Origin of the sequence: Streptomyces sp. NPDC021622 (assembly GCF_040640795.1) — a bacterium.
Classification (GTDB): Bacteria; Actinomycetota; Actinomycetes; order Streptomycetales; family Streptomycetaceae; genus Streptomyces.
Genome location: NZ_JBFACK010000026.1, coordinates 1 through 25874, shown reverse-complemented (window position 1 = coordinate 25874; position 25874 = coordinate 1). Strand labels below are relative to the sequence as shown.

Below are 25874 nucleotides of genomic sequence, written 5' to 3'. Positions count from 1 at the left end.
TGAGCGGCCGTGGCGCCATCCGAACCCTGGTCACCTGCCAGAGGAGGCGGTGTTGCGCCTTCTCATGCGGGATGCCTCGGGCTGCAGTTCCTTCATCTGCAGGGCCGTGGCTCGCTGGCGGGGAGACAGTGCCTGCCGTCAGTGGACCAGGGCGCTGAGTTGCGCGGAGCTGTCCCACCGGACTCGCACCATCAATTCGGAGGTTAGACCGGTCAGGGGTCCGGGGGAGCATCTGTCCGAGCCGTCACTCCCTCTGGCCGGTGATCCGGTCGAGCCGGGCATCGAGCTCGGCAAGGTCGGGGTGCGCCAGGAGGCTGGCTGTCGCCCGTTGCCGCCATTCGTCGGTGTACGCGTTGGTCACCTCCTGCGGTGTCACCCCGAGGTAGCGCGCCAGGTCGGTTGCCTCCTCGGCGTTCAATCCCTCGTCCAGCGCGATGGACGCGTAGATGATGATCGTGATGTGGGTGTCCCTGGCCGCGGTGTCGTGTCCGGCCAGGTGGCACTGGCGCAGCAGCCAGCGGGCGAACTCGCTGTTCCTGAGGTTCATGTCTGGTCTCTTTCATGACGGAGGGGGCCGCTCGCGGCGGCATGAAGTCCTGACTTCTGGGGGAGGCGGCGGCCCCTCGCAAGGCGTGCGGGGGTGCCGGGAAGGGGCGATAGCCCGAGCCCTGGCCCGAGCTCTCGCGCGCGCCGCGGTGCACGCCCGCCAGACGGGCTGCGTCGTTTGCCCGTCTGGCGGCGCTTGCGGGCAGGGTGGCGCGAGGCGTGTACGCGGACCGCTATGTGTGCTGCTGGATCCACCAGAGGACGAGGCCGGCGAGGCTGGTGCCCAGGCCGTAGCAGGTTCCGCGCAGTAGGTAGAGGGCGAGGTCGCCGCGCCGCCGCCGCAGATATCCCAGGAGGGGCGCCTGCGGGGCCGCGGGAAGGGGGGCGGTCTTGGCCAGCGGAACAGTGGCCGTGCGGGCACGCTTGCGCTTACGCTTCGTCAAGGGACTCCTCCTGGAGGGGATTTCCTGATGTTGAGGAGCCTGTCGGCGGTCGGTGGCCTAGGAACCGGAGACCGCCGGACAGGCTCTTTTGCTGGGTCAGGGCTGCTGGCTGCAGTGCTGGAGCCGGTCGGCGATCTTGCGGTCGGGCCGGCACACCAGCACAGGGCCCGCATCGTCGCGGGTGGCCAGGCGTTCGACCTCAGCGGTGAGTCCCGGCGCCCGGCCCGTCGACGGCGGGCAGTTGCGGCGCACGTAGACCGCGAACTGGCCCATCCCCGCCACGAACACGTCATCTGGTCCGTCCAGGACGTGCTGGAGCTGGTCCATCCAGTGCTCCGCCTCCGGGTTCTCCCCGCGCTCGAGATGGTGCAGGTACAGGCAGTAGGCGGCCGCCCGGTGGCCGGCGCCGGCGGCGAGCTGCCACCAGAACTGGGCGCTCTCTGGGTGATCGGCGAGATAGAGCATGCAGGCGAACACCTGGGCGCCCTCGACGTCCAGGTCCTCGATCGGCGCTCCCTCGGGACCGTCCTCACCGATCGCCTGGGCCAGCCGCTCCACGTGCACCGAGGCGCTGCGCGCGTTCAGCACCCAGCGCACCACCACCGACAGCTGCTGGCGTGCACGTGAGACAGGCGGCACCTCGGAGGGCGGCACGTAGCCGGCGTCCTCGGCCAGCCTGCGCAGCCCAGCGCCTACATCGAACGGCCGCCGCTGGGCCTGCAGCTTCTTTCCGGCCTGCGCCAACAGCGTTTCCACACTGGTCATTCCAGATCCCCCCCGATCTTGATGTATGAGGCCACGGCCAGCTCCAGCCGTTCCTTCGCCTTGCGGCAGTGGTAGTCGACGGTGCTGGGCGTCACCCCCATGTACCAACTGATCTTCCCCGTGTCGCAGTGCAGGACGTGCCGCATGACGATCGCGTCGAACTGCCGCGGCGGAAGACTGCCCATGGCCTGGTAGAGACCGATCTCGCTGCGCAGCAGCATCAGGCGCGTCCGGAAGGTCCCGAGCGCCTGCGATATGACAACGCGCCGCAGGATCGCCCAGGTCTGCTGCTGGAGGTTGCTCTCCTCCAGCAGCGCGTCCCAGTGACGCAGGATCTCCAGGAACGCCCGGTGCACCGCGTCCTCGGCAGCGTCATTGCTGCCGAGATACAGCAACGCGTAGGAGTGAAACGCCTCCTGGTTGGACAGGTACAGCGCCTCGAATTCCAGCGGCAGAGGCAGCACGGCCGCGGCTACCGGACTGCCGCCGTCCTCCGCGTGGACATCTTCGGTCATGAGTCCTTCATTGAGGGCTTGAGTGAAGGGCGATCGTCAACGGTTGTCCCGACGCCCACTGGTGACGACTACTCAAGCGGGCCGATTGGACGAACACGCATGCGCGCCACACCGAAAATCGCACCGTGATCACCAGCTGCGTCACACCGTCACCACATACTCGCGAGTAACGGAGCGTGACCATTGTGTTTCCTGGGCATGACGAAGAGGGGTCTACACCAATCCGAGGCATATCGTGACCCAACTCACAGTCGGGGTACGGTCCTTGAACCGGCGTGCACAACACGAACGGGTGGAATGTGCCTCCACCACTCGACACGGGCCTATCGGTCAGAAAGCGGGATCCTGCCGTTCCTCTACCGCCACACCTCGTCACCCACCGCCACTGCTCGCCGCCCAACTCCGGCCCGCAGGCGCCCACTGAGCCCCCGGAGGCTATCCCGCGGCCGCACCGCCGCACCCAGGGCGAGGAACTGCCCGGCTGGAAGCGGGCTCTCGCGGGAACCGGTGCGTCTGCTCGTCGGTGGCAACGTCTTCGTTGTCGAAGCGGCCGTCTGCCCATGACGTCTTGCCGCTGAAACCGCCGCACCGTCAGCCGGACCACCACTTCGCCCCCGCCGACGGGCAGTTCGGCGAGGCCCCGCTGATACCGGCTGTGCACCCGCCGGGAGACCTCCGCACAGTCGGGACACGCCAACTCCCTGACAGAGCTGTGGGCGTCGACCACGACCAGCCCGTCCGTGTCCGTGAACTGGTCGAGAACCAGCACTACCGCCTTCGGCAGCAGAGCCTCCTTCAGCACGGTTAAGTCCCGCATGACCAGGGCATTCCCACCCGAGTGCGATCGGCATGCGTTGGTGAGATTGAGGTGACGCCGTCACACTCTGGCTCTGGGCCCGCCCCGCGCCTCGTGGGTGGGTGTTGTCACTGCCGGGTGCGACGATCGCACACATGACTGAGACGGCTGGCGCGAGTTACGACTGGCCGGGTTTCCTCACGCGGTGGAGCGAGGAGTGGGCGGACGCATGCGATCCCGATGAAGCGCGGGACTCGGGCGATGAGGAGGCCCGTCGCACCCGTTGGCTCGGCTTCGAACCCGCGACGCCCGCGCGTGTCGCGGCCCTCGAAGAGCGCCTTGGGCACCGGCTGCCGCCGTCGTACCGGACGTTCCTGGAGGTCACCGACGGCTGGCGGCACGCGGGCGGGTTCGTGTGGCTGCTCGCGGGCACGGACACGGCCCGCTGGCACGAGGACGACGCGGGACTCGCCGAGATCTTCCAGGAGGACCTGGACGAGGATGCGACGCGGGAGGAGGTCCTGGAGGCCACGATCTGGACCCGAGGTCTCGATCTGGCCGTGGACTCCGACGCCATGACCGTCATGCTGGACCCGGAAGACGTGGACGCGCACGGCGAATGGGCGGTGTACACGTGGGCGCCGTGGCGAGCCAGCCCTCCGGAACGGCACGCGTCCTTCTGGGAGTTCATGCAGGACGCCTACCGGGAGTTCCACAGCCTGCGGGCTCGGGCCGACAACGCGCCGGAATTCGTGAACGTCACAACCGAGTCGCTGGACGCCATGGTGGAGGAGGCGCGACGTGACGCGCTGCGCGGCGACTACGAGCGAGCCGAGGAGGTCTTCGCGCAGGCGCAGAAGTTCGGCAGGCCCCGCGCCGGGGCGCTGCGGGACCAGATCGTGTGGCTGCTCGGCGACCGGCACGCCAGGCACACCGACGGGCTCGCTGCCGACCCGGTGTACGCGCCGGAGTTGCTGCCCGCCCTGATCGCCGGCCGCGGGGAGCGGTCCTGGCGTGACGACGGGGCATATGAGGGCCACGTGCGTGGCAGGTCCGACGAGGTGCGCGCACTGGAGCGGGTGGTGCTGCGGCAACTGCGGGAGGGCACCTACGCGTACACCGCGCCAGGACCGTTTGGCGACGCCGTGGAGACAGCCCGGGAACAGGCACGGTGGGGCGAGACGGACGCGGCCTGGCGGACGCTGCTGACCGCGCTGCCCCAGTGGCAGCCGCTGGGTGTTGACCACCTCGCGCCAGTGGGCCTCGTCGCCGACCCGCTGCTTGGGCCGCTGCTCACGCAGGAGCGGGGTCGGGCGCTGCTGGCCACTTCCAGAGGCGAGGAGGCGACCGGCCGTTGGGGCGTGGCAGTCAACGAGGACCCCCAGGGCATGGCGTGGCTCGCTGAACGGCCTTCGAACGGCCAGCGCCAAGGGTACCGATTCCTCCTCGTGGAGGGCGTAGAGCCCGACGCGATGCCCGCCCTCATCGGCGCCGAGGACGGCGCGGAGCTGCACGAGCCGATGACCCTGTGGGATGCGCGCTCGAAACTGCGGTCGAGTGGGATGTCCTCCTCGTACGACGACAAGGCACTGGCCGCCGTCGGTCGGGCCGGGCACGGCTGGAGCTTCGCATTCGACGGCGAGCCACAGCCGTTCAACGAGGCGCGGTTCACCTCCCCGGTCGTCGCCGCCTCACGGCACGGCCGTGCCGTAGTGGTCTGGGCCTCGTCCGACGAGTTCGGCAGGGGCGCTCTGTTTCACCTCTCGGTGGCCGAGCGCAGCACAGAACGTTACGCGTTCACGGTCCTGGGCGAACGGTGCGACCGCTCCGGAGAGATTCCGCAGGACCTGGACCCGGACCGCCTCTTCCCCGAGGTTCGAAGCGGTGGCCAGAACCGGGAACTGACGGGTGAGGCCGCCGCCCTGACTGCGATCGCCACGACGTTCGGAGCCACACTGCCCCGATTCGCTCTCGACCACGGCCGGCTACACACCTTTGCCACCCGCTCCTGGACGCGCCCGCCGGGACCCGGCGAGACGTACGCAGTCATCACCTTTGGCCCACCTCGACCAAATACCTCAGACGCGTGAACTCCCCTCTACTGCCCGGCAATTCCCTGGTTCCCGCCCAGCATCGCGATCGCTATAGGCAGTCGATCGTGACCGTCCCGAGATGTCGGCCAGACCCAAATTCAAAGAGCGAATGGCTGCGCGATCTCGATGCCGCTAACCGCTGCCACGCCTGCCCGGAACCCATATCCGCGTTTCAAAGTCGGGGCTACCGTTGCGTGAAGCCTCTGCGGTCTGCGGTGGCGGGCAGAGGGGGCGACGAGTCCATGAGGAACTGGCTGTACATCCTGGACCCGAAGAAGGATCAGATGGACGGTGGGCCGTCGACGCCAGGCCACGTGCTGGCGCTCGCCCAAGCTGAGCCCCGGCGGGACTGGTGGCTGTCCAGGCGCCGCTACATGCAGCGCGGAGACCGCATCTGGATCTACTTCGCCACCCCGGAGAAGAAGGTCGCGGCGATGGGTTGCGTCGAGGGCGAGCCCTATGGGGTGACCTGGGACGCCAAGTACCCGTGGAGATTTCCCGCGACGCTGCACGAGCGGGCAACGCGCGCACTGCACAACTCCCCCGTGGACCTCGTAGAGCTGACCAACCAGCACCCGCAGGGCATCACCCTCGTCAAGAGCCAGGGTCTTCCACTGTTGTTGAAGCGTGCGGGACTGTAGCGACGACACCTCCCTAGCGTTCGCGAGGCGTGCACCCTACGTCTGGCAAACGCTAGGGAAGGGGCATCATGCCAACGCGTATCACGTTTAACTTCGGCGACGACGCCACGGAATTCACCACGAAGCACAGGTCCGACGACGTGGCCCGCGCCCTATACGACGCCCTCTGCGAGGATCGGACCGCCTCGGCGCCCACAGCGACAGAGTTCATGGATCTGCTGCGAGATATCGCGCACATCAGCCATCTCATCCAGCACCTTGAAGGCTGGCGTGAGTTGGCCATGGTCAAGGCGGATGAGACCAGCGAGGACGCCGACCGATCCGCGCTGGGCATCGCCGCGAGCATGCCCCCCTCTCGGGTCTACCGAATCTTAGAGCGGAACGGCCGCCCGAGACAGCGGCAGAAGGGCACGCAGTCCGGCTGTCTGGAGAACGCCGTGCTAGACGAGTGTGGCATCTGGACCCCCTCGCGTGCCGTTGAGGTACTGGAGCCACTGGGGCACAGCGTCGACGAGAAGCAAGCGCGCAAGCTGCTTCGCGACCTCGCCCACGAGGAAGTACTAGGGCTTGTCGCTCCGATCACGAGAACCGGGCGTGGCTGGGAGCATCCGTCCCCAGCCACGCTCGACCGACTGGCGACATCGGTCGGGTTCGTCTCCTGCGCTGGTAAACAGTGCGGTCAGCATGGGCACGCCGTGAGTGAGTGCCTGGTGTGGCAGGGGGCCCGTGGCAACGAGCGATGCGAGTCCGTGGCCAATGGTCCAGCTTTGTGTTGCCAGTTCCAGCGGGTCGACCTCATCACGGAAGCGGCTGTTCGTCTTGGCCCGGCCGACGGCGCGGATGAGGCGGTCCAGAGTTTCGTCCGCGGCGCCGGTGTCTTCGAGGTCGAAGCCCGCGTCGAACATGACGCGGTAGAGATCGGGGTTCTCCAAGGCGTTGGCCAGGTAGGCGGCGCCCAGGGCAGCGAGGTCTCGTACCGGGTCCGCAGACATTTTGACGGCCGCGAGTTGGGCGGCCAGGCGTGTGAAGCCTTCTTGCCGCAGTGCCTTCCACAGGCCGTCCATACCGCCGAAGTAGGTGTAGACGGCCATCGTTGATACGCCGGTTCCAGCGACCAGGGTGCGGAGTGTGACCGGTTGCCTCGTCCGCAGCATGTGTGCGGCCCGGTCGAGCAGCAGGGAGCGGACCGTTGGATCTTTCGTCCTCGCCATGGCTCCACAATACATAGCACCGCTATGCTTTCATGGGTGCTGATCTTGCTGCTCCTGACGCCAAGAGGAAGAGGCCGTTCATGTCCGTGACGCTGGTCAATCCCGAGGGGTTGCCGAAGCCCGAGGTCTACCGGCAGCTGTCGGTCGCCACCGGATCGAAGCTGGTGTTCCTGGCGGGGCAGGTCGCCCGCGACGCCGACGGCCGGCCCGTGGGCGACGGAGACTTCGCCGCTCAGGTCGAGCAGTGCTATCTCAATGTCGCCACCGCTCTGGCCGGGATCGGCGGCTCCTTCGATGACGTGGCGAAGCTGAGCATCTACGTCGTCGACTGGAGTCCCGAGAAGATGCCGCTGCTGGGTGAGGGCGTGGGCCGGGCTGCAGCGAAGCTCGGCATCGATCCGGTCAAGCCGATCACCCTTCTGGGTGTTGCGGCACTGGGGGAACCGGATCTCCTGGTCGAGGTCGAAGCCACCGCGGTTATCGAATAGCCGTATCGGCGAGCAGGGAGACCGTGGGGCTGGCCATGTTGAGTCGGGGGGATCTGACGGACGGCGAGTGGGCGGTGCTGGAGCCGCTGCTGCCGGTGAGTAACAACCGGTGCGGCCGGTGGCGCGATCACCGGCAGGTGATCAACGGGATCATTCACCGGCTGGGCACCGGGGTGCAGTGGCGGGAGCTGCCCGAACGTTTTGGCCCGTGGAAGACCGTCCACAAGCGGCACTTGCTGTGGTCGGCCGACGGCACATGGGAAAGGCTCCTGCGGCACATCCAGTCCGCCGCCGACACCGAAGGCGCCATCGACTGGAACATCAACGTCGGCTCCACCGTCACGCGCGCTCACCAGCACGCCGCAGGAGCCCCTCAAACCCCACCGCCCGCGCCGCCGAGCCCTTCAAAAGGGGGCCGCCGAAGGCCAGGACGGCGACCGTCGGCCAGCATGATGCCGTACGGCCTTGTGGAGGGGGCGGCGCCCCGGGCGAAGCCCTCGGCCGGTCCCGCGGCGGACTGACCACCAAGATTCATGTTGCCGCGGAGGGCCGCTGCCGCCCGCTGTCTTTGCTGATCACGCCGGGACAACGGGCGGACTGCACGCAGTTCGAGCCGGTCATGGGCAAGATTCATGTCCCGCGCGCGGGACGCGGCCGTCCCCGTCGCACGCCGGACAGCGTGAGCGCCGACAAGGCGTACAGCAACCGCAAGATCCGCGCCTACCTCCGCAAACGCGGTATCCGGCACGCGATCCCGGAGAAGCAGGACCACAAGGCCGCACGCCTGCGCCGGGGTTCACGCGGCGGACGGCCGCCGGGTTTCGACAGGGACCGGTACAAAGATCGCAACACTGTGGAGCGGGCCATCGGCAAGCTGAAGCAGTTCAGAGCCGTGGCCACCCGCTATGACAAGCGCGGATACGTCTACCTCGGCACCGTCACCGCCGCCGCACTCCTCATCTGGCTCCGCTCGTGATCGGAGGGACAGGCCCTAGTGAAGAAAGAAGGCCGTCGCGCCCGCTACCGCAAGGCTGGCGAGTAACTACGAGTTCGGGCCCAACGGACAGCAGCTCCGCCGCCGACCCGTAACCGTTGAGCTTCACGCACCTAGGGTCGGCTTCATGAGCACGTACCTGGAGCCCCGCCGCGTTCGGATCGCTGCCCGCCCGGAGGAGTCCGCGGTCATCGAGATCGACGGGAAAGATGTCGCATCGGCTGTCGAGGCGTACCGGATCACGCAGACCGTCGCCGAGGACCCCGAGGTCACCTTGTACGTACAGCAGGGCTGGCGCGGCGTCGAGTTCGACGGCCTGGCCGAGGTGGTCGTGGAGCCCGCGGATGTTCGTCACGTCGTGATCGACTTCATTGATGCGGTGGACTGGCAGAAGCTCGATGAGGCTGTTCTCGACCGGAATGACCTGGATGGACGGCCGGGTGAGCTGACCCGCGGGATGCTGGCGCAGCTGAGGGAGTGGGCCGCGGGTGCTTGACCAGTCCGGGCTCGTCCGCTTTGCGGAGCGCCATCTGATGCCGGACAAAGCGCAGGTCAGCCGGGGCAGTGGCGAGGACATGCTCGACCCGGCGACTGGCGACCTTGTGCCAGCGCCGCCGGTGATCGTGTACGAGGACAAGGCGGGGCTCTACGCGCACCAGGAGCGGATCCGCAGCAAGGGCTCGGGGCAGGACGGGGCCTATGTCCAGGAGGTGCGTGCCGGCTACCGGCTGCTGCTGCCGCTTGAGGCTCCGGAGGTCTTGGAGAACGACACCGTTCTGATCGTTGAAGCCCGCGACGAGCAAGCCGTGGGCCGCACGTACCGGGTATCGGCGTTGGGCGAGGTGTCGTCGTTCCCGGTGCTGCGCACCGTGTGGCTGGAGGAGCACAACCGGAAGCCGGTGGCGCAGTGAGCGGCGGGACGTTTCAGGATCCGTCACAACTGGCCGCGGCGTTGAACCGTGGAGGGAAGGCAGTGGTGTCCGCTGCGGAGATCGCGATGCGGCACGGAGCGAAGGCACTGGTTGTTCAAGTGCAGCGCAATGCGTCCGGTAGGCCGGGCCCCCGGGTGATCACCGGGAAGTACCGAGCGTCGTGGCAGTCCGACGTGCACCGGGCCGGGCCCGTGATCGTGGGCGAGGTCGGCACAAATGCTCCGCAGGGCAGGCGGCTGGAGTTCGGGTTCGTCGGCATCGATAGCCTCGGCCGCCACTACAACCAGCCCCCGTTCCCGCACCTGGGGCCGGCAGTCAACGACTTCGGGCCGCTCCTCGTACGGGAGTTTCGCGACGCGGTGTCGGGGGCGTTGTGAGCGACATGAGTAACAACCTCGAGGACTCTCTTGCTGGTGTGCTCGCCGAACATGAGCGGGGGCTGCTGGCCCGGGCTGTCGTGGTCGCCGAGGTCTTCGATGAGGACGGTGAACGGAGTCTGTCGATCCTCACCACGCCCGGGGTAATGGAGTGGGACGCGCTTGGTCTGTGCCGGTACGGCGTGCTCAGCATCGAAGGTCCTGCGGCCGCGTACTTCGCTGGAGGCGAGCAGTGATCGACCGCGCGCCGGTTTCGAAGGCTGTCCAGGACATGATCGCGAAGGCAACAGGGCGACCCTGCGGGCTCGGGAAGCTGCCGTTGACGAACGGGAAGCCCGCCGAGGTCCCGTACACCGTGCTATACCCCCTGGGCGGGTCAGCCAGGGGCGCGCCGCTGGCCGACTCGTCCGAGGACGCGGAGCTCGTCTATCAGCTGACCTCGGTTGGTGGCCGTACTGACCAAGCAGAGTGGATGGCTGACCGTGGGCGTCGAGCCGTCCTCGAACGTGCACCGTCAGGTGCTTGGCGATATCCGCTCGACATACCCGATGTTGATGTCTGGGCGCGCGAGCTGGACACCGACGACGGCACCGACACCACGGCCTCGGCCCAGGGTGTGGTGACCAGCTCCCAGCGATACCGGCTGAGCGCCACCGGTAAGACCTAACTCTCCTGCTGCCCGACACGGACGTCGTCTTGCCCGCCTGACCCAACTGGTAGGGGTGCACGGAACCGGGGCCCCTAAGGGCTATCGGCCGTAGGGCTCCCGGTTCGACCCCGTGGGCGGGCACAGCTTTCCTTCGTCCGCCGGTGACCTCTCGCAGCGAAGGTTGAGTGCTTCTCACCGGAGTTTGAGCGATGTTGCGTTGGGCCTGACGCCTACTTGATTTCCCTCGACTCTTCGTCGGAGCGGGAGCGTCGATGGGCTGCAACTCGTTCGCGCGTCGCGCATCGACGGGAGCAGTAACGGCGTTCGGGGCCGCTGCCCTGGGTGATGAAGACGTTCTGGCAGCTGGGTGATGCGCAGATTCTGCCGGGTGGGCGCTGACGGTCCCAGACGAGGACGGTCAGGGCCATGCAGGACGAGGCGAGGAGCCACTCGTCCCACGGGGCGTTGTCGTCGTGGTCGAGGTGGGGATGCCAGGGGGTGCTGCCGCCGTGCGAGGTCAGGCGGAGCGGTCCGGTGTGTTCCTGCAGGAGGCGGTTGAGGGTGGCTGCGGCGTCATCGGCGTGCTCGGCGGCGAAGACTTGCCGGAGCATGGCGGCGGCTGCGCGCATTCCGGCGACATCGCGGGTGGTGAGGTCGATGGGGTCGGTCTCGCCGTATGCGCGGAGCACGTCGGCGACTTCGGCCGGGATGGGGCAGTCGTCAGCGAGGGCGTTGATCAGAGCGGCGGTGCGCCGAGCCGTGGTCAGCACGGAGTGCCGGGTGGACCAGTCGTCGCTGTTGAAGGACACGTATGGAATGTAACGCATCTTGCTGACGTTTGAGTTACCTCCGTAACGTTCTGCTGATGAAAAAGCGTTACTCACTCCGCTTCTATTTCGCTGGAGCAGTGGCAGCTCGTGCCGGGGACGAGATGTCAGGACCGGCGCTGATGCTGGCAGGATTCGCCCTGGCTGGGTCGACCGTCGACGCGTCGTCGCTGCTCGCGGGCATCACGATCTCTGCCGCGGTTGGAGGGCCAGTGCTCGGGGCGCTCCTCGACAGGGCAGGACGGCCGGGACGCCTGCTGGCCGGGGCCCTCGTCCTGTATGCGGCGGGGCTGGGGGTGATTCTCGTGGGACTCGGCCGCTTGCCGTTCGCTGTCACCATCCTGATCGCCGTCGTGACGGGACTGCTGGGGCCAGCCCTGTCGGGCGGATGGACGGCCCAGCTGCCGCGTGTGGTGCCGGCCGACCACCTGCCCCGAGCGAACGCGCTCGATGCCATGACGTTCAGCGTGGCGAGCCTGGCCGGTCCGGCTCTCGCCGGCGGCGTGGCGGAGACGCTGGGAGCCCCGCCGGCCGTGGTGGTCTCCGCGGTGCTCATCGCTTTGGCGCTGCCCACCGCGTGGATGCTGCCCGGCCGTCCCGGTCGGGCGCGGGGGGCTCAGACAACTTCGGTGATCAGCGACCTGGCTGCCGGAATTCGGGTCATCGTCGGAAGGCCGGCATTGGCCCGGGCGACCCTCACCTCGGTCGTCTCCTGCATCGCCCAGGGCATGCTGACGGCGTGCATCCCGCTCCTGGGCGAGCGTTTCCTGGGCGGAGCCGGCCGCGGTGCGGTGCTGCTCTCCTGCGCGGCGATCTCCGCCTTGGTGGCCAACGCCGTACTCGCCCGGTTCCCGCATTCAGTCGCCCCCGACACGATCATCTGGGCCAGTGCCCTCGTCCAGGCTGCCGCGCTGGCGTTGGCCGCGTGGGGTCAACCAGTCGTGCTGATCGTGGCTGTACTCATCGCCGGGATCGGTGAGGGACCACAACTGGCCGCCTTGTTCGCAGTCCGCCACCGGGAGGCCCCAGAACACCTGCGTGGCCAGATCTTCACCACCGGCGCCAGCTTGAAGATCACCGGTTTCGCCCTGGGGGCAGCGGCTGGCGGACCGGTCGTGACCTGGTCTCTTCCAGGCGCTTTGGCCCTCGCCGTGAGCGTGGCGATCCTGGCGGTACTGGCCTTCTTCGCGATCCCGTCGGCAGCCGTCAACTCGCCTGAGAACCGCGCGATGTCGAGTTGATCAGGACCGAACCTTGGTGAGCAATCCCTGACCTCTCGCCGTGAAGGTTGAGCATTCTCCTCGATTGAGTGGGGACGCTGGCCGTCAGTGTTGAGCTCTCTGCCGTTGGTCGACCCGGCGTTGTTCGTAAACTGCCCGACGGCAGTGGGTTGAGCACCATTTCGGTGGACGTCCCCTGGACGCTGTGGGGAGTAGACCACCACAGATCCCGCAGTCGTGTCGGCGGAACCCTCTGAAGTACGCGTTCTGGCCTGTGCTTGAGCACCATCGAAGGTCGTTGTCCCGAGCCGAGGTGTTCACCACATTGCTGGCAGTTGGACGTGCTGGGCGGCCAGAGTTCGGGGGCCCGTCTCGGATCGCGTCGCAGGTAGCTGGAGATGAACAAGCCACCCGCCGCCGTCGGCCTCACCACGGCCTTCGGTACCCCAGAGGGCTTGCAACAACAGGTAACCCACGACCAAGACTCCAACGATGCTCTCTTCCTGGGGAACTGACTGATCACCACCCCGCGCATTCCGTCACCGCGCGAGCAGCATTTCGTCCCTACCCTCCACATGGGTAGTCGAGCCCCTCGTAAGGTTCAGCACCCAGGGGTGCCGGGTGAGCCGATGCACGGGTCTGCCGAAGCGTTGACAAGCCGATTGGGAATCGGTTCCTCAGAGGGGGACCAGAGTGTCCTCTGCAGACGAGCACGTCTCATCGGCGGCAGAGGGATGAAACGAGCGAGAGAGTCGGTCAAGCGCCCCAGAGGTCACGGCGAGCAAGTTCGTTATGCCAGGGGTTCGTTGCGTTCGGCGAGGTGGCGCAGCTGCAGGGGCTTCGCTACCGGAAGGTACGCCAGCAGGGGCACCGCCCCGGGCTACACCGTGTTTTCCGGTCCTCTCAATCGGCCCGCCGCCAGAGATCGCTCTTCAGGACCACGTCTCTGCCAACGGCCAACTTATCGACGAGCCAGGCGCGTACGGAGTCGGCATCGGGACTCTCGCTCGAAGTACTCGCGTTCGGGCAGTCGGCGCTGACTTCGGCGGCTACGGCCGGGTCCACCGGGGCGGCTTGGGCATGTGCGTCGAACACGACGTCGCCGATTCACCCTCTTAGGCATCACGGCTAACCGTTACCTCAGGGTGCCCTTCGTAGTTTTGTGAGGTAGGGCGGGACATAGACCGTCTGGCAACAATTCCATCCGGGGGCGACGCCGCTCAAAGGCTCGACTCGTCCTGCACAGATCTGACGAGCTTCTGTCGCGGCGCCGCTCCCCTCTTTCCGGGAGTCATGGTGACACCAACCCCCGACGACCAGCCTCAGGCTGGTCGTGATCCGCAGTCTCCTGCGGACCGCTCATCTTTGCAGCCTGGCACGGAAGCTGCCCTTGCTGCTACGGCCCCAGGTGGGCTTGCCGTGTTGTTGACGATCGGGCACCAAGAGGCATTGAGTGCCGTAGGCCTGGCGTTGGTCATGGTCGCTGGTCTGCGGATCGTCCTTGCAGCGCCTGCGGCATGGGCTCGGTCCCGAGAGAAGAAGCTGCAAAAGTAGCTCACGACGACCGTCCTCTCCTCCGCGGCTGAGTCCGCACCCGCCCATCCCCGCTATGGGGGATGGGCCGGTCGCGTTGTTCGGGCAAGTCGCTGCCTCACCCGGACAACGTCGTGGGCAGGTGGGTGGGCACGGATAACCGTCCCTCAATCACTCGGATGGGTTACAGGCATACGCAGCATGACCCGGTTGGGCTAGTCATCGAGGGAATGATCTGCCCGGTTCTATTAGTTTTTGCGACGAATAAGTGCGCAGCAGTGGGGGGTCCGTACCGGTCGGCTGCCATCGGTGGGGTCACCGGATCAGGCGACGGACCCCGAGGGCTCTCGGGAATCCCGGGAACTCCACTGGCGGCTCGTGCGTTTAGACGCATTTAGCGTTCGGCGCGAGCAGGTTCCCGTCATACGGTCCAAACGACTTCAGCTGGGCACGACCTTCCAGCAATCCCGATCTGGAGCAGAGGCCGTAGCGCCCATCTTGGCGCCAGTACGATGATCATCGTGCACCGCTTGCCTTACTGGCTGAGCTGACTCGCGCCCTTACCGCGGAGGCCCCGCGCGGACGCCCACCCGATACCGGGATGGGCCGGTTCCCCGACTCGTCGTCGAGGGACGGGGCCACCCCAATTCGCATGTCTGGCTGCCGTCCCGGAATCGGACAGCAGACCTTGCAGGTAAAGAAGTTCTCCCGGCGCGGGGTGACGCGCGTCCTGTGGCTCAAGAGCGTCACCGACACCGGCCACGTCCCCACCCGCGCCGAGCTCACAGCCGGCACCGACCTGACCGACGCGATCGCAGCGATCGACGGCTGGACGCTCCAGAACCAGGCCATCGAAACCCCCGACCTCGGCAGCACCTTCGAGTCGAAGATCCCCGGCACCGACCAGGCCGACGACTCCTCCCTAGGCTTCTACGAGGACAAGGTGTCGGACGAGATCGAGCAGCTACTGAAGAAGGACGACACCGGCTGGGTCGTCTTCCTCCGCAAGGGCGACGTGGCGGGCTCCCGGTCCATGGATGTGTTCCCGGTGCGGATCGGATCGCGGTCGCCGAACTATTCGACGGACAACGAGGCCGCCAAGTTCACCGTGAACTTCTCGATCACGGAAAAGCCGACGCAGGACGCGGCCGTACCGGCTGCTGTGGCGCCGAAGGTCGAGAAGTGATGCCGGTGTCCACCGAGAGCAAGAACGCTTCCGCCCCGCCGGCCAAGGCTGTTGCCCGTGATGCGCATTGGGCGAGCAAGCTGGCCCGGCTTCGTGCCCGCCAGTTGCCTGAGTACACGCTGGTGATCTGTGACGACCAGGAGGCCAAGCGGCACCTGGACGAGACGCTGCGGGAACTTGCCCGTTGCCGGATGGCGGATGCGGAGAACGGGCGCGAGTACAGCGATGAGTCTGCGAAGGCGGAGGAGGAAGTCGAGGTTGCTCAGGAGTTCTTCGACAATGTCTCGATCGAGCTGACCTTCAAGGCGCTGCCCCGCCCGATTCTGGATGGGCTGATCAAGAGGTTCCCTCCGACCGAGGCGCAGGCCGAGGACGGGGACGCGTGGAACCCGGAGACGTTCCCCGCGGCTCTGATAGCCGCCGCGCACATCGAGCGGGACGACGTGGGCCACACCGTCGAGGGCATGAGCGAGGAGGATGCGCAGGATCTGCTCGACTCGTGGCCGGTGGCTGAGTCGAACGCCCTGTTCGCGGCGTCATGGCAGGCGCAGCAGATCGTCCGTACGTCGACGGTGGAGCTGGGAAAAGGCTGATCACGGACGTACAGCTCCGCGCTGAGTTGGAGCTGTGCGACCGCTGGGGTATCCCCCACTCGCAGTTCCTCGGCGCAGGGGACGGCCGTTGGACTGAGCTGGACCGGGCGAAGGCCCTCTCGTTCGTGGCGTATCAGCGGACGGTGTGTGATCAGTGCGGGACCCGGGCTGCGGAGTGGGACGAGCAGCAGGACGGTGACCGGTTCGCGTACGTCACCACGAGTGTGCGCTGCACCGGCTGTGAGCTGATCGCGCACGAGCAGGAACAGGTGCCCGACGGCCCGGACGGGTACGGGGTCCGTATCGGCCTGGTGCCCCGCGTCATGCGGTAGCGGGCGGTTGAGGGTGTTGGGGGCTAGGAACGGGGCGCGGGGAGTAAGGGCACCGGCAGGTGTCGTCGTACACGCTCAGCGTTCAGGCGCGAGCGGACTTCTCCCATCTCCTGTCGGAGATCCGGCAGGCCTCCCGCGCGATGCGCGGCCTGGGCCGCGACACCGCCTCCCTCAACCGGCATCTCAACCAGATCGGGGCCGGTGCCCGCGGGTCTTCTACTGGGCTGCGGGGCCTTACCCGTGATTCTGATCGTGCTCGTGCTGGGCTTCGCCGGTTCGGCACGGACGGGCACACCTCGATGCGGCAGCTCCGCCATGGGCTGCTCGGCGCCCGGCAGGAAGCCCACCATCTACGCAGTCTCCTGGTCGGTGGTGGCATCGTCGCCGGGCTCGCGGAGATCGCGAAGGAAGGCAACGAGTACCAACGCTCGATCAACAAGTGGGGGGCGGTCACCAACGCGTCCGGCCTGGAGATGGTGCAGGCCGCGGCGAAGGCCCGCGAGCTCGGCGCCGACCTCAAGATCCCCGGCACGTCCGCGGCGAAAGCTGCGGACTCGATGCTGGAGTTGGCCAAGGCCGGCCAGACCTCCACCTCGTCCATCGCGAACGCGCGGGCTGCGATGCAGCTCGCCGCGGCCGATAATCTGTCGGCTGCGGACGCCGCTCGGTATTTGGGCGACGTCATGGACCAGTTCGGGCTCAGCTCGAACAACGCAGGCCGTGCCGCCGACGTGCTCGCGGCGTCGGCGAACGCCGCCTCTGGCGGGCTCAAGGACATCTACTACGCGATGTCCTACACCGGGCCGGTCGCCGCCCAGCTCGGCATTTCCATCGAGGACACGTCGGCTGCGGTGGCGATGCTGGCCCGCTCCGGCATCCTCGGGTCCAAAGCAGGAACGTCCCTGCGCGGGATGCTCACCAACCTGTCGCGTCCGACAGCGCGGATGAAGCAGGGCCTGGCTGAGCTCGGCATCGAAGCCTGGGATACGCAGGGCAACTTCAAGGGCCTGCGCACGGTCATCGAGGGCTTCGAGAAGGCCCAGAACCGCATGTCCCAGAAGGACTTCCTGGGTTCTCTCGCCGACGTGGTCGGCAAGCCCGCGCTGGCGGGTGCGTCGGCGCTGGCGCATCAGGGGGTCGAGTCTTTCGACCAGATGCACACGGCGATCGCCCGCACCGGCGCCGCCGGGGAGATCGCTGCCTCGCAGACCAAGGGCCTGGCGGGTGCGGTCACACAGCTCAAGACCCAAGCCTCGAACACCGGCCAGGTCCTGTACACAGCGGCCGCACCGGGGTTGGAGAAGGTCACACGGCTGCTGACCTCCGGGATGGCCGCGGCCACGCCCGGTATGGCGGCCGTCATCGACTACGTCCACGACCTGTACACGCTGGCCGGGCCGTCCGTGTCCAAGGCGATCGCGTCGGGCTTTGATGAGGTCGGCGCTTCGCTTGGCGGTCTGGGCGGGCCACTGCGGGACCTCGCCTTCGATACCGCGGCTGCGGGGTTCAACGTCCTCGTCAACGGCGGCCGCGCCCTTATCGACATCGCGCGCAACGTCGGCTCCGCCGTCTCCCCAGTTGCCGACGCCATCGGCGATGTAGCCGAGGAGGCTGATGCGGGCGGGACCGCGCTCGACATCATCGTCACCGCACTGAACCTGGTCTCCTCGGCCGCGAGCACTGTGTCGGGTGCGCTGGTCCCGATTGGGCACGTGGTGGCTGGCCTCGTGCGCGGGTTCGGGGCGCTGCCGGGGCCGGTACAGACGGCGATCATCGCGATGCTTATGGCGCGCCGTGTCGCCCCCATGATGTCGCGGCTCGGTCAGACGGTGTCCGGGCCCGTCGTGGGCGCGTACCGCTCCCTCGGGGACCAGATGCGGGTTCAGCAGCGACTCGCAGCTGCGGAGGGGCAGTCCATTGGCCGGATCGGTCAGGCCCTCGCGGTGGTGCAGACCCGCATTCCGGTAGTGGGGCAGATGGCAGGCGCGTTCCGCAGCGCCTCCGGTCCGATCACCGGGGTGGCGCGCGCGATCGGCGCCGGAGTCGGCGGTGCAGCCCGCGGGTTGATGGGCGCCCTCGGTGGCCCCTGGGGTGTGGCGCTCGCTGGTGCGGGTGTAGGGCTGTCGCTGCTGGCCTCCCATCAGCAGAAGGCGGCCCAGGCGGCGGCGGAGCACCAGTCACGGATCAGCAGCCTCGCCCAGGCGTTGCAGGAGTCGAACGGCGCCGTCAACGACAACGTGCGCGCCGTGGCGGCGCAGTCGGTCATGGATACGAAGGTCTTCGACGGCAAAGAGCGCCTGGTCGATGTCATGTCGAAGGCTGGGGTATCAGCCCGCGAGCTGACTGACGCCTACCTGAGTCAGGACGGCGGCCTCAACGCGCTGCAGAAGCGGTTGAACGACACCGCCGAGGCGAACGTCGAGTGGGTTGCCACGCAGGGCGGCGCCGCAAAGGCGTACAACGACCAAGGTCTGGCGGCGGGCCGTGCAGCGGATGCCTTGGGCTCGGTGAAGGGCGAGATGTCCCAGGCCGTGAAGGATGCCACGGATCTCGCGGACGCCACCGGGTCTGGTGGGCGTTCGGCGGCGGATGCGGTGGGGCCGTTCGGGAAGTTCTCCGATGCGATGCGCCGGCTGTCGGACACGACTGCGGACGCGGACACCCGGGCCCGTGCTCTGCACGATGCGCTGGACATCCTCGCGGGCGGCTCGGTCAACCTGTCCGCGGCCGAGGCCCGGTTGAACCGGTCCGTGTCGGATGCTGCCGAAGCCTTGAAGGGTGGTGTCGACCACGCGCAGGGCTACGGCAAGTCCCTTCTGAACATGGACGGTTCGCTGTCGACCGTCACCCGCAACGGGCAGAAGCTGTACGACCTGCTGCAAGGGTTGTCGACGAACTCCGCCGACGCGACGCTGGCCGCCTATCAGTACGCGCAGGCGAACGGGAAGGACGTCCCGGAGGCGCTGAAGGCCGCGCAGGAGCAGATGGCCACGGCCCGCGATTCGGCGATCTCCACCGCCGAGGGCTTCGGGCTGTCCGCGGAGCAGGCGGCGAAGCTCGCGGACAACGCGGGCCTGGTGCCGGAGCAGGTGTCGATCCTGCTCCAGACCGCCGGCATGGACGAGTCCATGGCGGAACTGATCGCTGTACAGCAGGCGTTGAAGGCGACCCCGGACAACAAGACCGTCACCATCGCCACCTTGTCGAATGAGGCCCGTGAGGATCTGGAGAAACTCGGCTTCAAGATCAAGGACCTCAAGGACCGGCGGGTGGAGGTCACCGCCCCCACCGGCATGGCGCGCACCGATCTGGATGCGCTGATCACAAAGATCGCGCAGACGCCGGGCGGTAAGCATGTGGCGGTCACCTCTGCGACGGCGGCGACGATCAGCAGCCTGGAGGCGGTCAAGCAGAAGATCGCTGGTGTGCCTGGCGGCAAGACGGTCACGATGCGCGCGCCCACCGGGGAAGCGCGCAAGCAGCTCGAAGACCTCGGGTTCAAGATCGTGGCCGTGCCGGGCAGCAAGAACGTCACGGTCACTGTGCCCACCGGGACCGCGACGTCCAACGTGGCAACCATCCAAGGCGCCATCAACAGCTTGCGCGGCAAGACCATCGGCATCGGCGTCTACAAGACCGAGTACCTCAACACCGTCCGGCAGGGCGGAAATTACGGGCCCTACAAAGACGGGTACCGGCTCGGGAAGAAGGCGGACGGCGGCATCGTCACCTACGCGGACGGTGGTGTCCGTAAGGAAAACCACGTCGCGCAGATCGCACGTGGCGGCGAGTGGCGGGTGTGGGCGGAGGACGAGACGCAGGGCGAGGCCTACCTGCCCTTGGCCTCAAGTAAGCGGGCACGCTCCAAGATCATCCTGAACGAGGTGGCGCGACGCTTCGGCGGGCAGGTCGTCTACAACGCCTCCGGTGGCCTCTCCGACTGGTCCTATCAACCGCTGGGCTCCTCGGGCATCACGATCTCCGATGTCATCTCCAAGTCGCAGCGCAAGGGCAAGAGCGGCACTGAGCACTTCGACCTGCACCTGTTCGAGAAGAACCTGCGCCGCTCCGTGCGCACCGCCCAGGGCTGGCGCGGCGACCTGGCGACCGTCGCCCGACGGGCTGGTACCGATGTCGCCAAGGCGCTGGAGGAGATGGGCGAGGACGGTGTCTCCCTCACCAGGAAGATGGCGCGCGGCTCCAGCCGGTATGTGAAGGACATGGCCGCCCAGCTAACCAAGCTCGCCGGCACCGCCCGCTCCTCCTTGGGCGACTACACAGGCCAGTTGAACAACGCCGTCAAGAACAACACCGCCTTCCAGAACAACCTGATCAAGCTCACCTCCTCCGGCTACGGCGCCCTGGCCGCACGGCTGGCGGAGCAGAGCGACGAGAACGCCGAGGCGCTCGCGGCGCAGGCGGTACGGGACAAGAGGAAGGCCAAGCAGGCCAATACGGCTGCGAAGAACGCGGCGAACGCCCTCGATGGGGATCAGCTCGCCGACCTGGTGAAGGTCATCGGGGCGCTCGCGAAGAACAAGGGCATCCATGCGGTCGCGGAGGCCACGGCTCTTGATGAGGACCGGATCATCGAGATCGCCAACCGGGCAAAGGGGCAGATAAAGAAAACGGGCAAGGCCGACCGGTTCCTCACCGATCTCGTGAAGGCGAATGCGGGGAAGGCGTACGCGGACGGCGGCATGTGGGAGCCGGGCGTCTACTCCTCTTCCCGGGGCCTGATCAAGTTTGCGGAGCGGGAGACCGGCGGCGAGTCCTACATTCCGGACGCCGCTGCGAAACGCGGCCGCGCTACAGCGGTGCTGGCAGAGACCGCAGGCCGGTTCGGGTACGGGCTTGCTCCCCGGCGTCTGGTCGATGCCTCGCAGGGGCGTTCGCGGGTTGTAGTGATGCACCAGGCTCCGGCGGTCGGTCAGCAGACCATTCACGTCACCCAGGCGGGGGCGACGGCGAACGATATTGCCTCCGCTGTCTCCTATCAGATGCGCCGTGCCCGTCGCGGGGGTGTCCTGCGATGAGGGGCGAACTGAGGGACTTCCAGATGGAGTTCGCGGGCATTCGGCTCGGTCATGGCACCAGCATTCCTGTCGCACGCATCGAGGGCCTGGCCCTGCCGGGGGTGCGGGGTGAGGTGGTGGAGCAGCCGAACGCGGATGGCGCCTGGCTGGGCCCGGACTGGTATGAGGCCCGTACGCTGCGCATCGACTGTGGCGTGAAGTCCCCCGGTGATCCGGCAGCCGCTGCCCGCATCGTGTCTCAGATTCAGGAGGCGGCGGACGATCCGCGGGTGCGGACGGTGGGCGGGGCGGTGGCGCCGCTGCGGATCAAGTGGCCCGGCTCCCCCGTCCGTGTCCTGTTCGGGCGGCTCCGCAAGGCTGAAGCCTCCTGGGAGGAGGCGGCGTTTGGGTGGGTGCCGCTCGACGTCGAGTTCACCGCCGCAGATCCGCGCTTTTACGCAGACGCCGAGCAAACGGTGCAGCTCCGGCTGGGTTGGCTGTCCGGCGGCGGCTTCACCGCCCCCGTGCAGGCGCCCATCCATGTGAGTGACGGCAGCTTGTCGGGGCAGAACCGGCCCGGCTGGGTGACCAACAACGGGAACATCGACGCCTACCCGGTACTGACCGTGTTCGGGCCGTGCGCGAACCCCGTGATCACCCATGTGGAGACCGGCCGCCGCATCGAACTCGGCATCACCGTTCCCGCGGGTGAGTACGTCCGCATCGACACCCGGCCCGGGCGCCGCACCGTCACCCGAGACAGGGGCGGCACTGTGGCGACCACGTCACCGCTCGGCAGCTTCAAGCTGCCGCCGGGGCGCTCGGAGATCCGCTGGATCGCCTCCGACCCCACTGCGTCCGCACGCCTGACGGTGGCGTGGCGCGACGCGTTCAAAGCCCTCTGATCTTCTGAAGGAGACCTGTACCCCGATGACGCTTGCCCAGGCCCCCCTGCTGGTGAACGGCGCCACCCACAGCGCGCAAACGTTCCGACAGATGATCAAGGATCTCTCCCGCGGCTCCGAGGGAGTCACGGAAGCCGCAGATCTGAAGGTGACACCGCTGACGGTGCCTGGCGGGGGTGTGCAGGTCAGTGACGGCTCAGCGGTGATCCGGGGCAAAGCGTCGGCGTGGCAGGGCTCCTACACCGCCTACAACATCGGCACCACCACGGTGGAGATCGCCCCGACCGGGGCAACGCCCCGGTCGGATCTGGTGGTGCTGCGGGTGCAGGACCCCGAGTTCGAGGGCGGCCTCGACCCGGCAAAGGAGGACATCAACTTCTTCGACGTCATCCCCAACGTCTCCTCCACCACCAGCTCAGCACCCAAGGGTGTAACAGGCGTGGCCCTGGCCAGGATTGACCTGCCGGCGAACACCGGGACCGTCACCGCGGGGATGGTCCGTGATCTGCGGAAGGTCGCCAATCCTCGGCGGGAACGCACCTTGTACACGGCGTATCCGACGAAGCTCACTAAGGCGTGGAAGGACGACGACACGTGGCATGACTGGCCACCCGAAGCACGCTGGAAGATTCCGGTGCCACCGTGGGCGACCAAGCTGATCCTCACGATCACGATCGCTGGTCTGCGCATGGACTTCGACAGCCTTTACGGGAAGCTCCAGCCCGTGTTCGGCACGATGCATGGCCAGGACACCGTCGTTGACGACAATCAGGGCAAGGTTGTACGGCGCTCCACTGCTGTGGTGGCCGACACCATCACCCTGCCTGCCTCCTATCGGGGCACCACGCAAACCCTGTACATGCAGGCGAAGATGGCCAAGGACTGGAAGGGCGATCTGAGCGTCGACGGCGGCACGTCGATCATCGCGGACATCGAGTTCACCGAAGGCCCGGTGTAACTGGCCTTGGGGTACCGGTATTTGACGCAGCATGCCCTGACCGGCGAGTGGCTCTCGCATGATCTTCCGCTGAAGGGGGTGGAGTTCGGTCCTGACCTGAACGGGCCGGGGCATCTGCGGGGTGCCCTGTCGCCTCGTCTCGCGTGGTCGCATCCCGGGCTCACCGACCCGGGCAACACGCTGCTGTACGCCGAGCGGAATGGGGTGCTGCGGTGGGGCGGCATCATCTGGCAGGCCGAACCTGACGGCGGCACGATGCAGATCGAGGCCGCGGGATGGTCCTCCTACTTGCAGTACCGGCATGACCTGGACGGCGAACTCGGCGGCCGCGGCCCCTACGTGAACGCGGACTCGTGCCGGGTCATGCGCGACATCGTCGCCTACGCGCAGTCCATACCGGACGGCAGCCTCGGCATCACCGTGGACAACACCACGTCGACGGCGAAGGTCGGCAGCCCTGCGGAGCCGTGGCATTCACGCTGGTGGGAAACACCGGTCCTCGGTGACCTCTTCGACGACCTGGTGAAGGCCCCGGACTCGCCGGACTACACGTGCGCCACCTGGTGGGCAAAGGGCCAGCGCCCGGTGCGGCGTATCCAGATCGGCTACCCGCGCCTAGGCGCGCGCCGCACGGACATCGCGTTCACCTCCGACACCAACATCGTCGGTCACACCCCAGTCACCTACAGCGCCGACGAGTACGCGCAGGTCGTGATCGCCACCGGGGCGGGTGAAGGCCGCGCGCAGCAGCGGGCCGTCGATGCTGTCCGCAATCGGAGACTGCGCCTGGAGCACGTCTTGGAGCTGCCTGAAATGCGCGGCCGCGACGCGCTCACCCAGCGTGCCAGGCGCGAGCGGGCGTGGCGGCAAAGCCTTGGGCACGTCGAGGAGATCACCGTCCGCAACCATCCCGCGGCGCCGATCGGGTCGTGGCAGGTAGGTGACGACGTGCGGGTGGCGGTGAGGGACGAGTGGGCGAACTGGTCGGGCTGGTGCCGCATCACCGGCTTCACCATCCGCCCCGACACCGATGCGGGCGAGACCGCCCAGTTGCAGCTCGAACCGGCAGGCGCCCACCAATACGCCACCGCCGCACGACCCGTGGAGAGTCCTTATGCGTAACGACATCGGCGCTCGCCTCGCCCGCCTGGAGAAGCTCGTGCAGGCCGTGATCCGCTCCCCCAAGCTGGTCAACGCCAGCCTGGAGAACGGCTCCGTGGACGTGTACGACGAGAACGGCTCGCTGCGTGCTGTCATCGGACAGCAGCCGGACGGCACGAGCGGGGTGACCTCCGTGAACGGCCCCAGGCCACCCGTCCCGACTTCTGCCGTTGTGGAGCCGGTGCTGGGTGGCCTGCGCATCACCTGGGACGGGGCCTTCGCCGGCGGCGAGCCTGTTCCTATGGATCTGTCCCGCGTGCAGGTCCACGTCCTGAAGTCGGTCAGCGGTGAGTCGGATGCGCGGTGGCCCACCACGACGATCGAGGCGACCTCGGGGGCGTCGGTGACGGTCGCGGTGAACCACTACGGGCCGGTGTGGGTGCGGTTGATGGCCGTGAACACTTCCGGCATACCGAGCATGCCGTCCGATGCGGTGCTGGCCACGGCACGCCGGGCCGCGCCCGAGGACCTGGGCCAAGGAGTCGTCCGGCACGAACACGTTGCGGCTGGGGCGATCACGGCGGACCTGCTGGACGCGGACGCGATCAACGGCAAGGTCATCACCGGAGCGACCGTCCAGACCGCCGCCGACGGGCCCCGCGTCGTCCTCAACTCGGCCCGGCTGCGGGCGATCGGAACCAACGGCTCCGCCATCGGCATGGAGCCCAACGACACCTACCCGTACATCTACTGGTCATCCGTCGACGGCTCGAACCAGGCGTTCATCAACGTCAGCGGCACCAGCCCTTCGGACGCGAATATCGGCATCAACTCCGGCACCTTCACCGACACGGACGACAACGGCACCTACCGTTGGCGGACCTTCTTCGGTAACGACTTCTTCACCGCGGAGCGCATCACAGCCAAGGGCAGCCAACCGGTTGGAGGGCGCCTCTTCCTCAACAAGAGCTCTGCCCATGTCCAGTCCGGGCCGGAGGGCGGCAGCCTGTCTCTGACCCACGGCGCCGCATCCCTGTCCGCGCCGTCGATCCGAGCCGCCGGCGTGCTGCGGGCGGACAACATCTCCGTCGGCACGGCCACCATCACACCCGTGCCGAACAAGCCCACCTCGGTCACACTCACTGGCGGCCACATCAAGGGTGCCAACCATCGTGCATTCGTCACCCCTGTCACGTCGGCACCAGGTGAGAAGGTCCTCGGAGTCGGCGTCACGGGCGTCTCCGCGAGCGGGCTGACGATCTGGCTCCACCGCACCAACTCCACGAAGACCCTCGTGAACTGGATGATCATGGGAGAGGACTGACGTATCCATGGGCGAAGAGCCACCGGTCACCATGACCGCCACCTGCCACACACCGGAATGCACAGTCGAAGGCCAGCCCTTCACGGCCTCCTTCTACGCCAACAGCGAGCCACCCACCTACCGGGGCATCTGCATGCCGTGCGGGCAGGTCCTCACCGACCTCGTGCCTGCCCACGCCGCAGCCTCATTGAACAGTTAGGTCGTCAACTAGTTGTAGATGCACGTCACTTGGCTCACTCACTGTCCGAACCAGGCACCATTCCCTGTCCGGGCCCCGTGGTAGACGAGAACGACATACCTGCCGGTTCCCGTACTTACCGGTCACGCACGCTCGGCAGACCAATGTGAGAGGGGTCACCCTGTCATTCATCCACGCGGGGAGGCATGGATGGGCAGGAGCCGCAGAACAATTCCGGAGGAGCTTCTGCTG

25 protein-coding genes and 1 pseudogene are annotated in these 25874 nt (G+C 67.4%); 19 read left to right on the top strand and 7 right to left on the bottom strand.

The window, feature by feature from the left end:
• Positions 1–244 precede the first annotated feature (244 nt).
• From AB0G47_RS37525 to AB0G47_RS37505, 5 genes are all read right to left on the bottom strand, one after another.
• Positions 245–547 carry a hypothetical protein gene (locus AB0G47_RS37525; protein ID WP_360779506.1) on the bottom strand — a complete coding sequence of 101 codons (303 nt, stop codon included), beginning with the start codon at positions 545–547 and terminating at the stop codon, positions 245–247.
• 232 nt (positions 548–779) lie between these two features.
• Positions 780–989, bottom strand: coding sequence for a hypothetical protein (locus AB0G47_RS37520; RefSeq protein WP_360779504.1), 210 nt, complete (start codon positions 987–989; stop codon positions 780–782).
• 96 nt (positions 990–1085) lie between these two features.
• Positions 1086–1754: a hypothetical protein gene (locus AB0G47_RS37515; protein WP_360779501.1), complete on the bottom strand. Its 669-nt coding sequence runs from the start codon at positions 1752–1754 to the stop codon at positions 1086–1088.
• Entirely contained in the window at positions 1751–2269 is a 519-nt protein-coding gene (locus AB0G47_RS37510) for a sigma-70 family RNA polymerase sigma factor (protein ID WP_360779498.1), read from the bottom strand. The genes AB0G47_RS37515 and AB0G47_RS37510 overlap by 4 nt, the downstream gene beginning before the upstream one ends.
• Before the next feature lie 7 nt (positions 2270–2276).
• Positions 2277–2930: a hypothetical protein gene (locus tag AB0G47_RS37505; RefSeq protein WP_360779745.1), complete on the bottom strand. Its 654-nt coding sequence runs from the start codon at positions 2928–2930 to the stop codon at positions 2277–2279.
• Here AB0G47_RS37505 and AB0G47_RS37500 point away from each other — a divergent pair.
• From AB0G47_RS37500 to AB0G47_RS37490, 3 genes are all read left to right on the top strand, one after another.
• Positions 2838–3077, top strand: a complete 240-nt coding sequence (locus AB0G47_RS37500; RefSeq protein ID WP_360779755.1) for a hypothetical protein — start codon at positions 2838–2840, stop codon at positions 3075–3077. The genes AB0G47_RS37505 and AB0G47_RS37500 overlap by 93 nt on opposite strands.
• Positions 3078–3220: 143 nt before the next feature.
• Entirely contained in the window at positions 3221–5155 is a 1935-nt protein-coding gene (locus AB0G47_RS37495; protein WP_360779496.1) for an SMI1/KNR4 family protein, read from the top strand.
• A 245-nt stretch (positions 5156–5400) separates the two neighbouring features.
• Positions 5401–5799 carry a hypothetical protein gene (locus tag AB0G47_RS37490; RefSeq protein WP_360779492.1) on the top strand — a complete coding sequence of 133 codons (399 nt, stop codon included), beginning with the start codon at positions 5401–5403 and terminating at the stop codon, positions 5797–5799.
• 560 nt (positions 5800–6359) lie between these two features.
• Here AB0G47_RS37490 and AB0G47_RS37485 read toward each other — a convergent pair.
• A complete protein-coding gene (locus tag AB0G47_RS37485; protein ID WP_360779489.1) occupies positions 6360–7010 on the bottom strand; it encodes a TetR/AcrR family transcriptional regulator in 651 nt (216 codons plus the stop codon).
• 80 nt (positions 7011–7090) lie between these two features.
• Between AB0G47_RS37485 and AB0G47_RS37480 the strand changes: the two genes are divergently transcribed.
• The 7 genes and pseudogenes from AB0G47_RS37480 to AB0G47_RS37450 all read left to right on the top strand — a co-directional run bounded on the left by AB0G47_RS37480 (position 7091) and on the right by AB0G47_RS37450 (position 10468).
• The gene (locus AB0G47_RS37480) at positions 7091–7498 is read left to right on the top strand and encodes a RidA family protein (protein WP_360779486.1); all 408 of its coding nucleotides are present in this window, start codon (positions 7091–7093) and stop codon (positions 7496–7498) included.
• A gap of 38 nt (positions 7499–7536) precedes the next feature.
• Positions 7537–8474 (top strand): annotated as a pseudogene (locus AB0G47_RS37475) (IS5 family transposase).
• Between the two features lie 145 nt (positions 8475–8619).
• A complete protein-coding gene (locus AB0G47_RS37470) occupies positions 8620–8988 on the top strand; it encodes a hypothetical protein (RefSeq protein WP_360779483.1) in 369 nt (122 codons plus the stop codon).
• Complete coding sequence (locus AB0G47_RS37465) at positions 8981–9403, top strand: DUF6093 family protein (protein WP_360779480.1); 423 nt, start codon at positions 8981–8983, stop codon at positions 9401–9403. Before AB0G47_RS37470 ends, AB0G47_RS37465 begins: the two co-directional genes overlap by 8 nt.
• Positions 9364–9801: an HK97 gp10 family phage protein gene (locus AB0G47_RS37460; RefSeq protein ID WP_360779477.1), complete on the top strand. Its 438-nt coding sequence runs from the start codon at positions 9364–9366 to the stop codon at positions 9799–9801. The genes AB0G47_RS37465 and AB0G47_RS37460 overlap by 40 nt, the downstream gene beginning before the upstream one ends.
• A 5-nt stretch (positions 9802–9806) precedes the next feature.
• Positions 9807–10037 (top strand): hypothetical protein, encoded by a 231-nt coding sequence (locus AB0G47_RS37455; protein WP_360779474.1) that lies wholly within the window; start codon positions 9807–9809, stop codon positions 10035–10037.
• 236 nt (positions 10038–10273) lie between these two features.
• A complete protein-coding gene (locus AB0G47_RS37450; RefSeq protein WP_360779471.1) occupies positions 10274–10468 on the top strand; it encodes a hypothetical protein in 195 nt (64 codons plus the stop codon).
• 212 nt (positions 10469–10680) lie between these two features.
• Here the strand turns inward: AB0G47_RS37450 and AB0G47_RS37445 are convergent, their stop codons facing one another.
• Entirely contained in the window at positions 10681–11277 is a 597-nt protein-coding gene (locus AB0G47_RS37445; RefSeq protein ID WP_360779469.1) for a CGNR zinc finger domain-containing protein, read from the bottom strand.
• A 38-nt stretch (positions 11278–11315) separates the two neighbouring features.
• On the opposite strand from AB0G47_RS37445, the gene AB0G47_RS37440 reads away from it, so the two are divergent.
• From AB0G47_RS37440 to AB0G47_RS37400, 9 genes are all read left to right on the top strand, one after another.
• On the top strand, positions 11316–12518 hold the full coding sequence (locus AB0G47_RS37440; protein ID WP_360779466.1) for an MFS transporter: 1203 nt from the start codon (positions 11316–11318) through the stop codon (positions 12516–12518).
• 2164 nt (positions 12519–14682) lie between these two features.
• A complete protein-coding gene (locus tag AB0G47_RS37435) occupies positions 14683–15216 on the top strand; it encodes a hypothetical protein (protein ID WP_360779463.1) in 534 nt (177 codons plus the stop codon).
• A gap of 5 nt (positions 15217–15221) precedes the next feature.
• Positions 15222–15809 (top strand): hypothetical protein, encoded by a 588-nt coding sequence (locus AB0G47_RS37430; protein ID WP_360779461.1) that lies wholly within the window; start codon positions 15222–15224, stop codon positions 15807–15809.
• Positions 15810–15952: 143 nt separating this feature from the next.
• Entirely contained in the window at positions 15953–16141 is a 189-nt protein-coding gene (locus tag AB0G47_RS37425; RefSeq protein ID WP_360779458.1) for a hypothetical protein, read from the top strand.
• A 59-nt stretch (positions 16142–16200) separates the two neighbouring features.
• Positions 16201–21177: a phage tail tape measure protein gene (locus AB0G47_RS37420; protein WP_360779455.1), complete on the top strand. Its 4977-nt coding sequence runs from the start codon at positions 16201–16203 to the stop codon at positions 21175–21177.
• Positions 21174–22061 (top strand): hypothetical protein, encoded by an 888-nt coding sequence (locus tag AB0G47_RS37415; protein WP_360779452.1) that lies wholly within the window; start codon positions 21174–21176, stop codon positions 22059–22061. The genes AB0G47_RS37420 and AB0G47_RS37415 overlap by 4 nt, the downstream gene beginning before the upstream one ends.
• Before the next feature lie 25 nt (positions 22062–22086).
• Entirely contained in the window at positions 22087–23019 is a 933-nt protein-coding gene (locus tag AB0G47_RS37410) for a hypothetical protein (protein ID WP_360779450.1), read from the top strand.
• 21 nt (positions 23020–23040) lie between these two features.
• The gene (locus tag AB0G47_RS37405) at positions 23041–24141 is read left to right on the top strand and encodes a hypothetical protein (RefSeq protein ID WP_360779447.1); all 1101 of its coding nucleotides are present in this window, start codon (positions 23041–23043) and stop codon (positions 24139–24141) included.
• Entirely contained in the window at positions 24134–25444 is a 1311-nt protein-coding gene (locus AB0G47_RS37400; RefSeq protein ID WP_360779444.1) for a hypothetical protein, read from the top strand. Before AB0G47_RS37405 ends, AB0G47_RS37400 begins: the two co-directional genes overlap by 8 nt.
• Positions 25445–25874: the final 430 nt, after the last annotated feature.

Bases quoted from the DNA above. Each gene is read 5' to 3' on its own strand.
- AB0G47_RS37450 (WP_360779471.1), top strand. From the start codon at position 10,274: ATGGCTGACCGTGGGCGTCGAGCCGTCCTCGAACGTGCACCGTCAGGT.
- AB0G47_RS37400 (WP_360779444.1), top strand. From the start codon at position 24,134: ATGCGTAACGACATCGGCGCTCGCCTCGCCCGCCTGGAGAAGCTCGTG.
- AB0G47_RS37515 (WP_360779501.1), bottom strand. From the start codon at position 1,754: ATGACCAGTGTGGAAACGCTGTTGGCGCAGGCCGGAAAGAAGCTGCAG.
- AB0G47_RS37410 (WP_360779450.1), top strand. From the start codon at position 22,087: ATGACGCTTGCCCAGGCCCCCCTGCTGGTGAACGGCGCCACCCACAGC.
- AB0G47_RS37495 (WP_360779496.1), top strand. From the start codon at position 3,221: ATGACTGAGACGGCTGGCGCGAGTTACGACTGGCCGGGTTTCCTCACG.
- AB0G47_RS37525 (WP_360779506.1), bottom strand. From the start codon at position 547: ATGAACCTCAGGAACAGCGAGTTCGCCCGCTGGCTGCTGCGCCAGTGC.
- AB0G47_RS37415 (WP_360779452.1), top strand. From the start codon at position 21,174: ATGAGGGGCGAACTGAGGGACTTCCAGATGGAGTTCGCGGGCATTCGG.
- AB0G47_RS37455 (WP_360779474.1), top strand. From the start codon at position 9,807: ATGAGTAACAACCTCGAGGACTCTCTTGCTGGTGTGCTCGCCGAACAT.
- AB0G47_RS37485 (WP_360779489.1), bottom strand. From the start codon at position 7,010: ATGGCGAGGACGAAAGATCCAACGGTCCGCTCCCTGCTGCTCGACCGG.
- AB0G47_RS37490 (WP_360779492.1), top strand. From the start codon at position 5,401: ATGAGGAACTGGCTGTACATCCTGGACCCGAAGAAGGATCAGATGGAC.
- AB0G47_RS37470 (WP_360779483.1), top strand. From the start codon at position 8,620: ATGAGCACGTACCTGGAGCCCCGCCGCGTTCGGATCGCTGCCCGCCCG.
- AB0G47_RS37435 (WP_360779463.1), top strand. From the start codon at position 14,683: ATGTCTGGCTGCCGTCCCGGAATCGGACAGCAGACCTTGCAGGTAAAG.
- AB0G47_RS37440 (WP_360779466.1), top strand. From the start codon at position 11,316: ATGAAAAAGCGTTACTCACTCCGCTTCTATTTCGCTGGAGCAGTGGCA.
- AB0G47_RS37480 (WP_360779486.1), top strand. From the start codon at position 7,091: ATGTCCGTGACGCTGGTCAATCCCGAGGGGTTGCCGAAGCCCGAGGTC.
- AB0G47_RS37445 (WP_360779469.1), bottom strand. From the start codon at position 11,277: ATGCGTTACATTCCATACGTGTCCTTCAACAGCGACGACTGGTCCACC.
- AB0G47_RS37510 (WP_360779498.1), bottom strand. From the start codon at position 2,269: ATGACCGAAGATGTCCACGCGGAGGACGGCGGCAGTCCGGTAGCCGCG.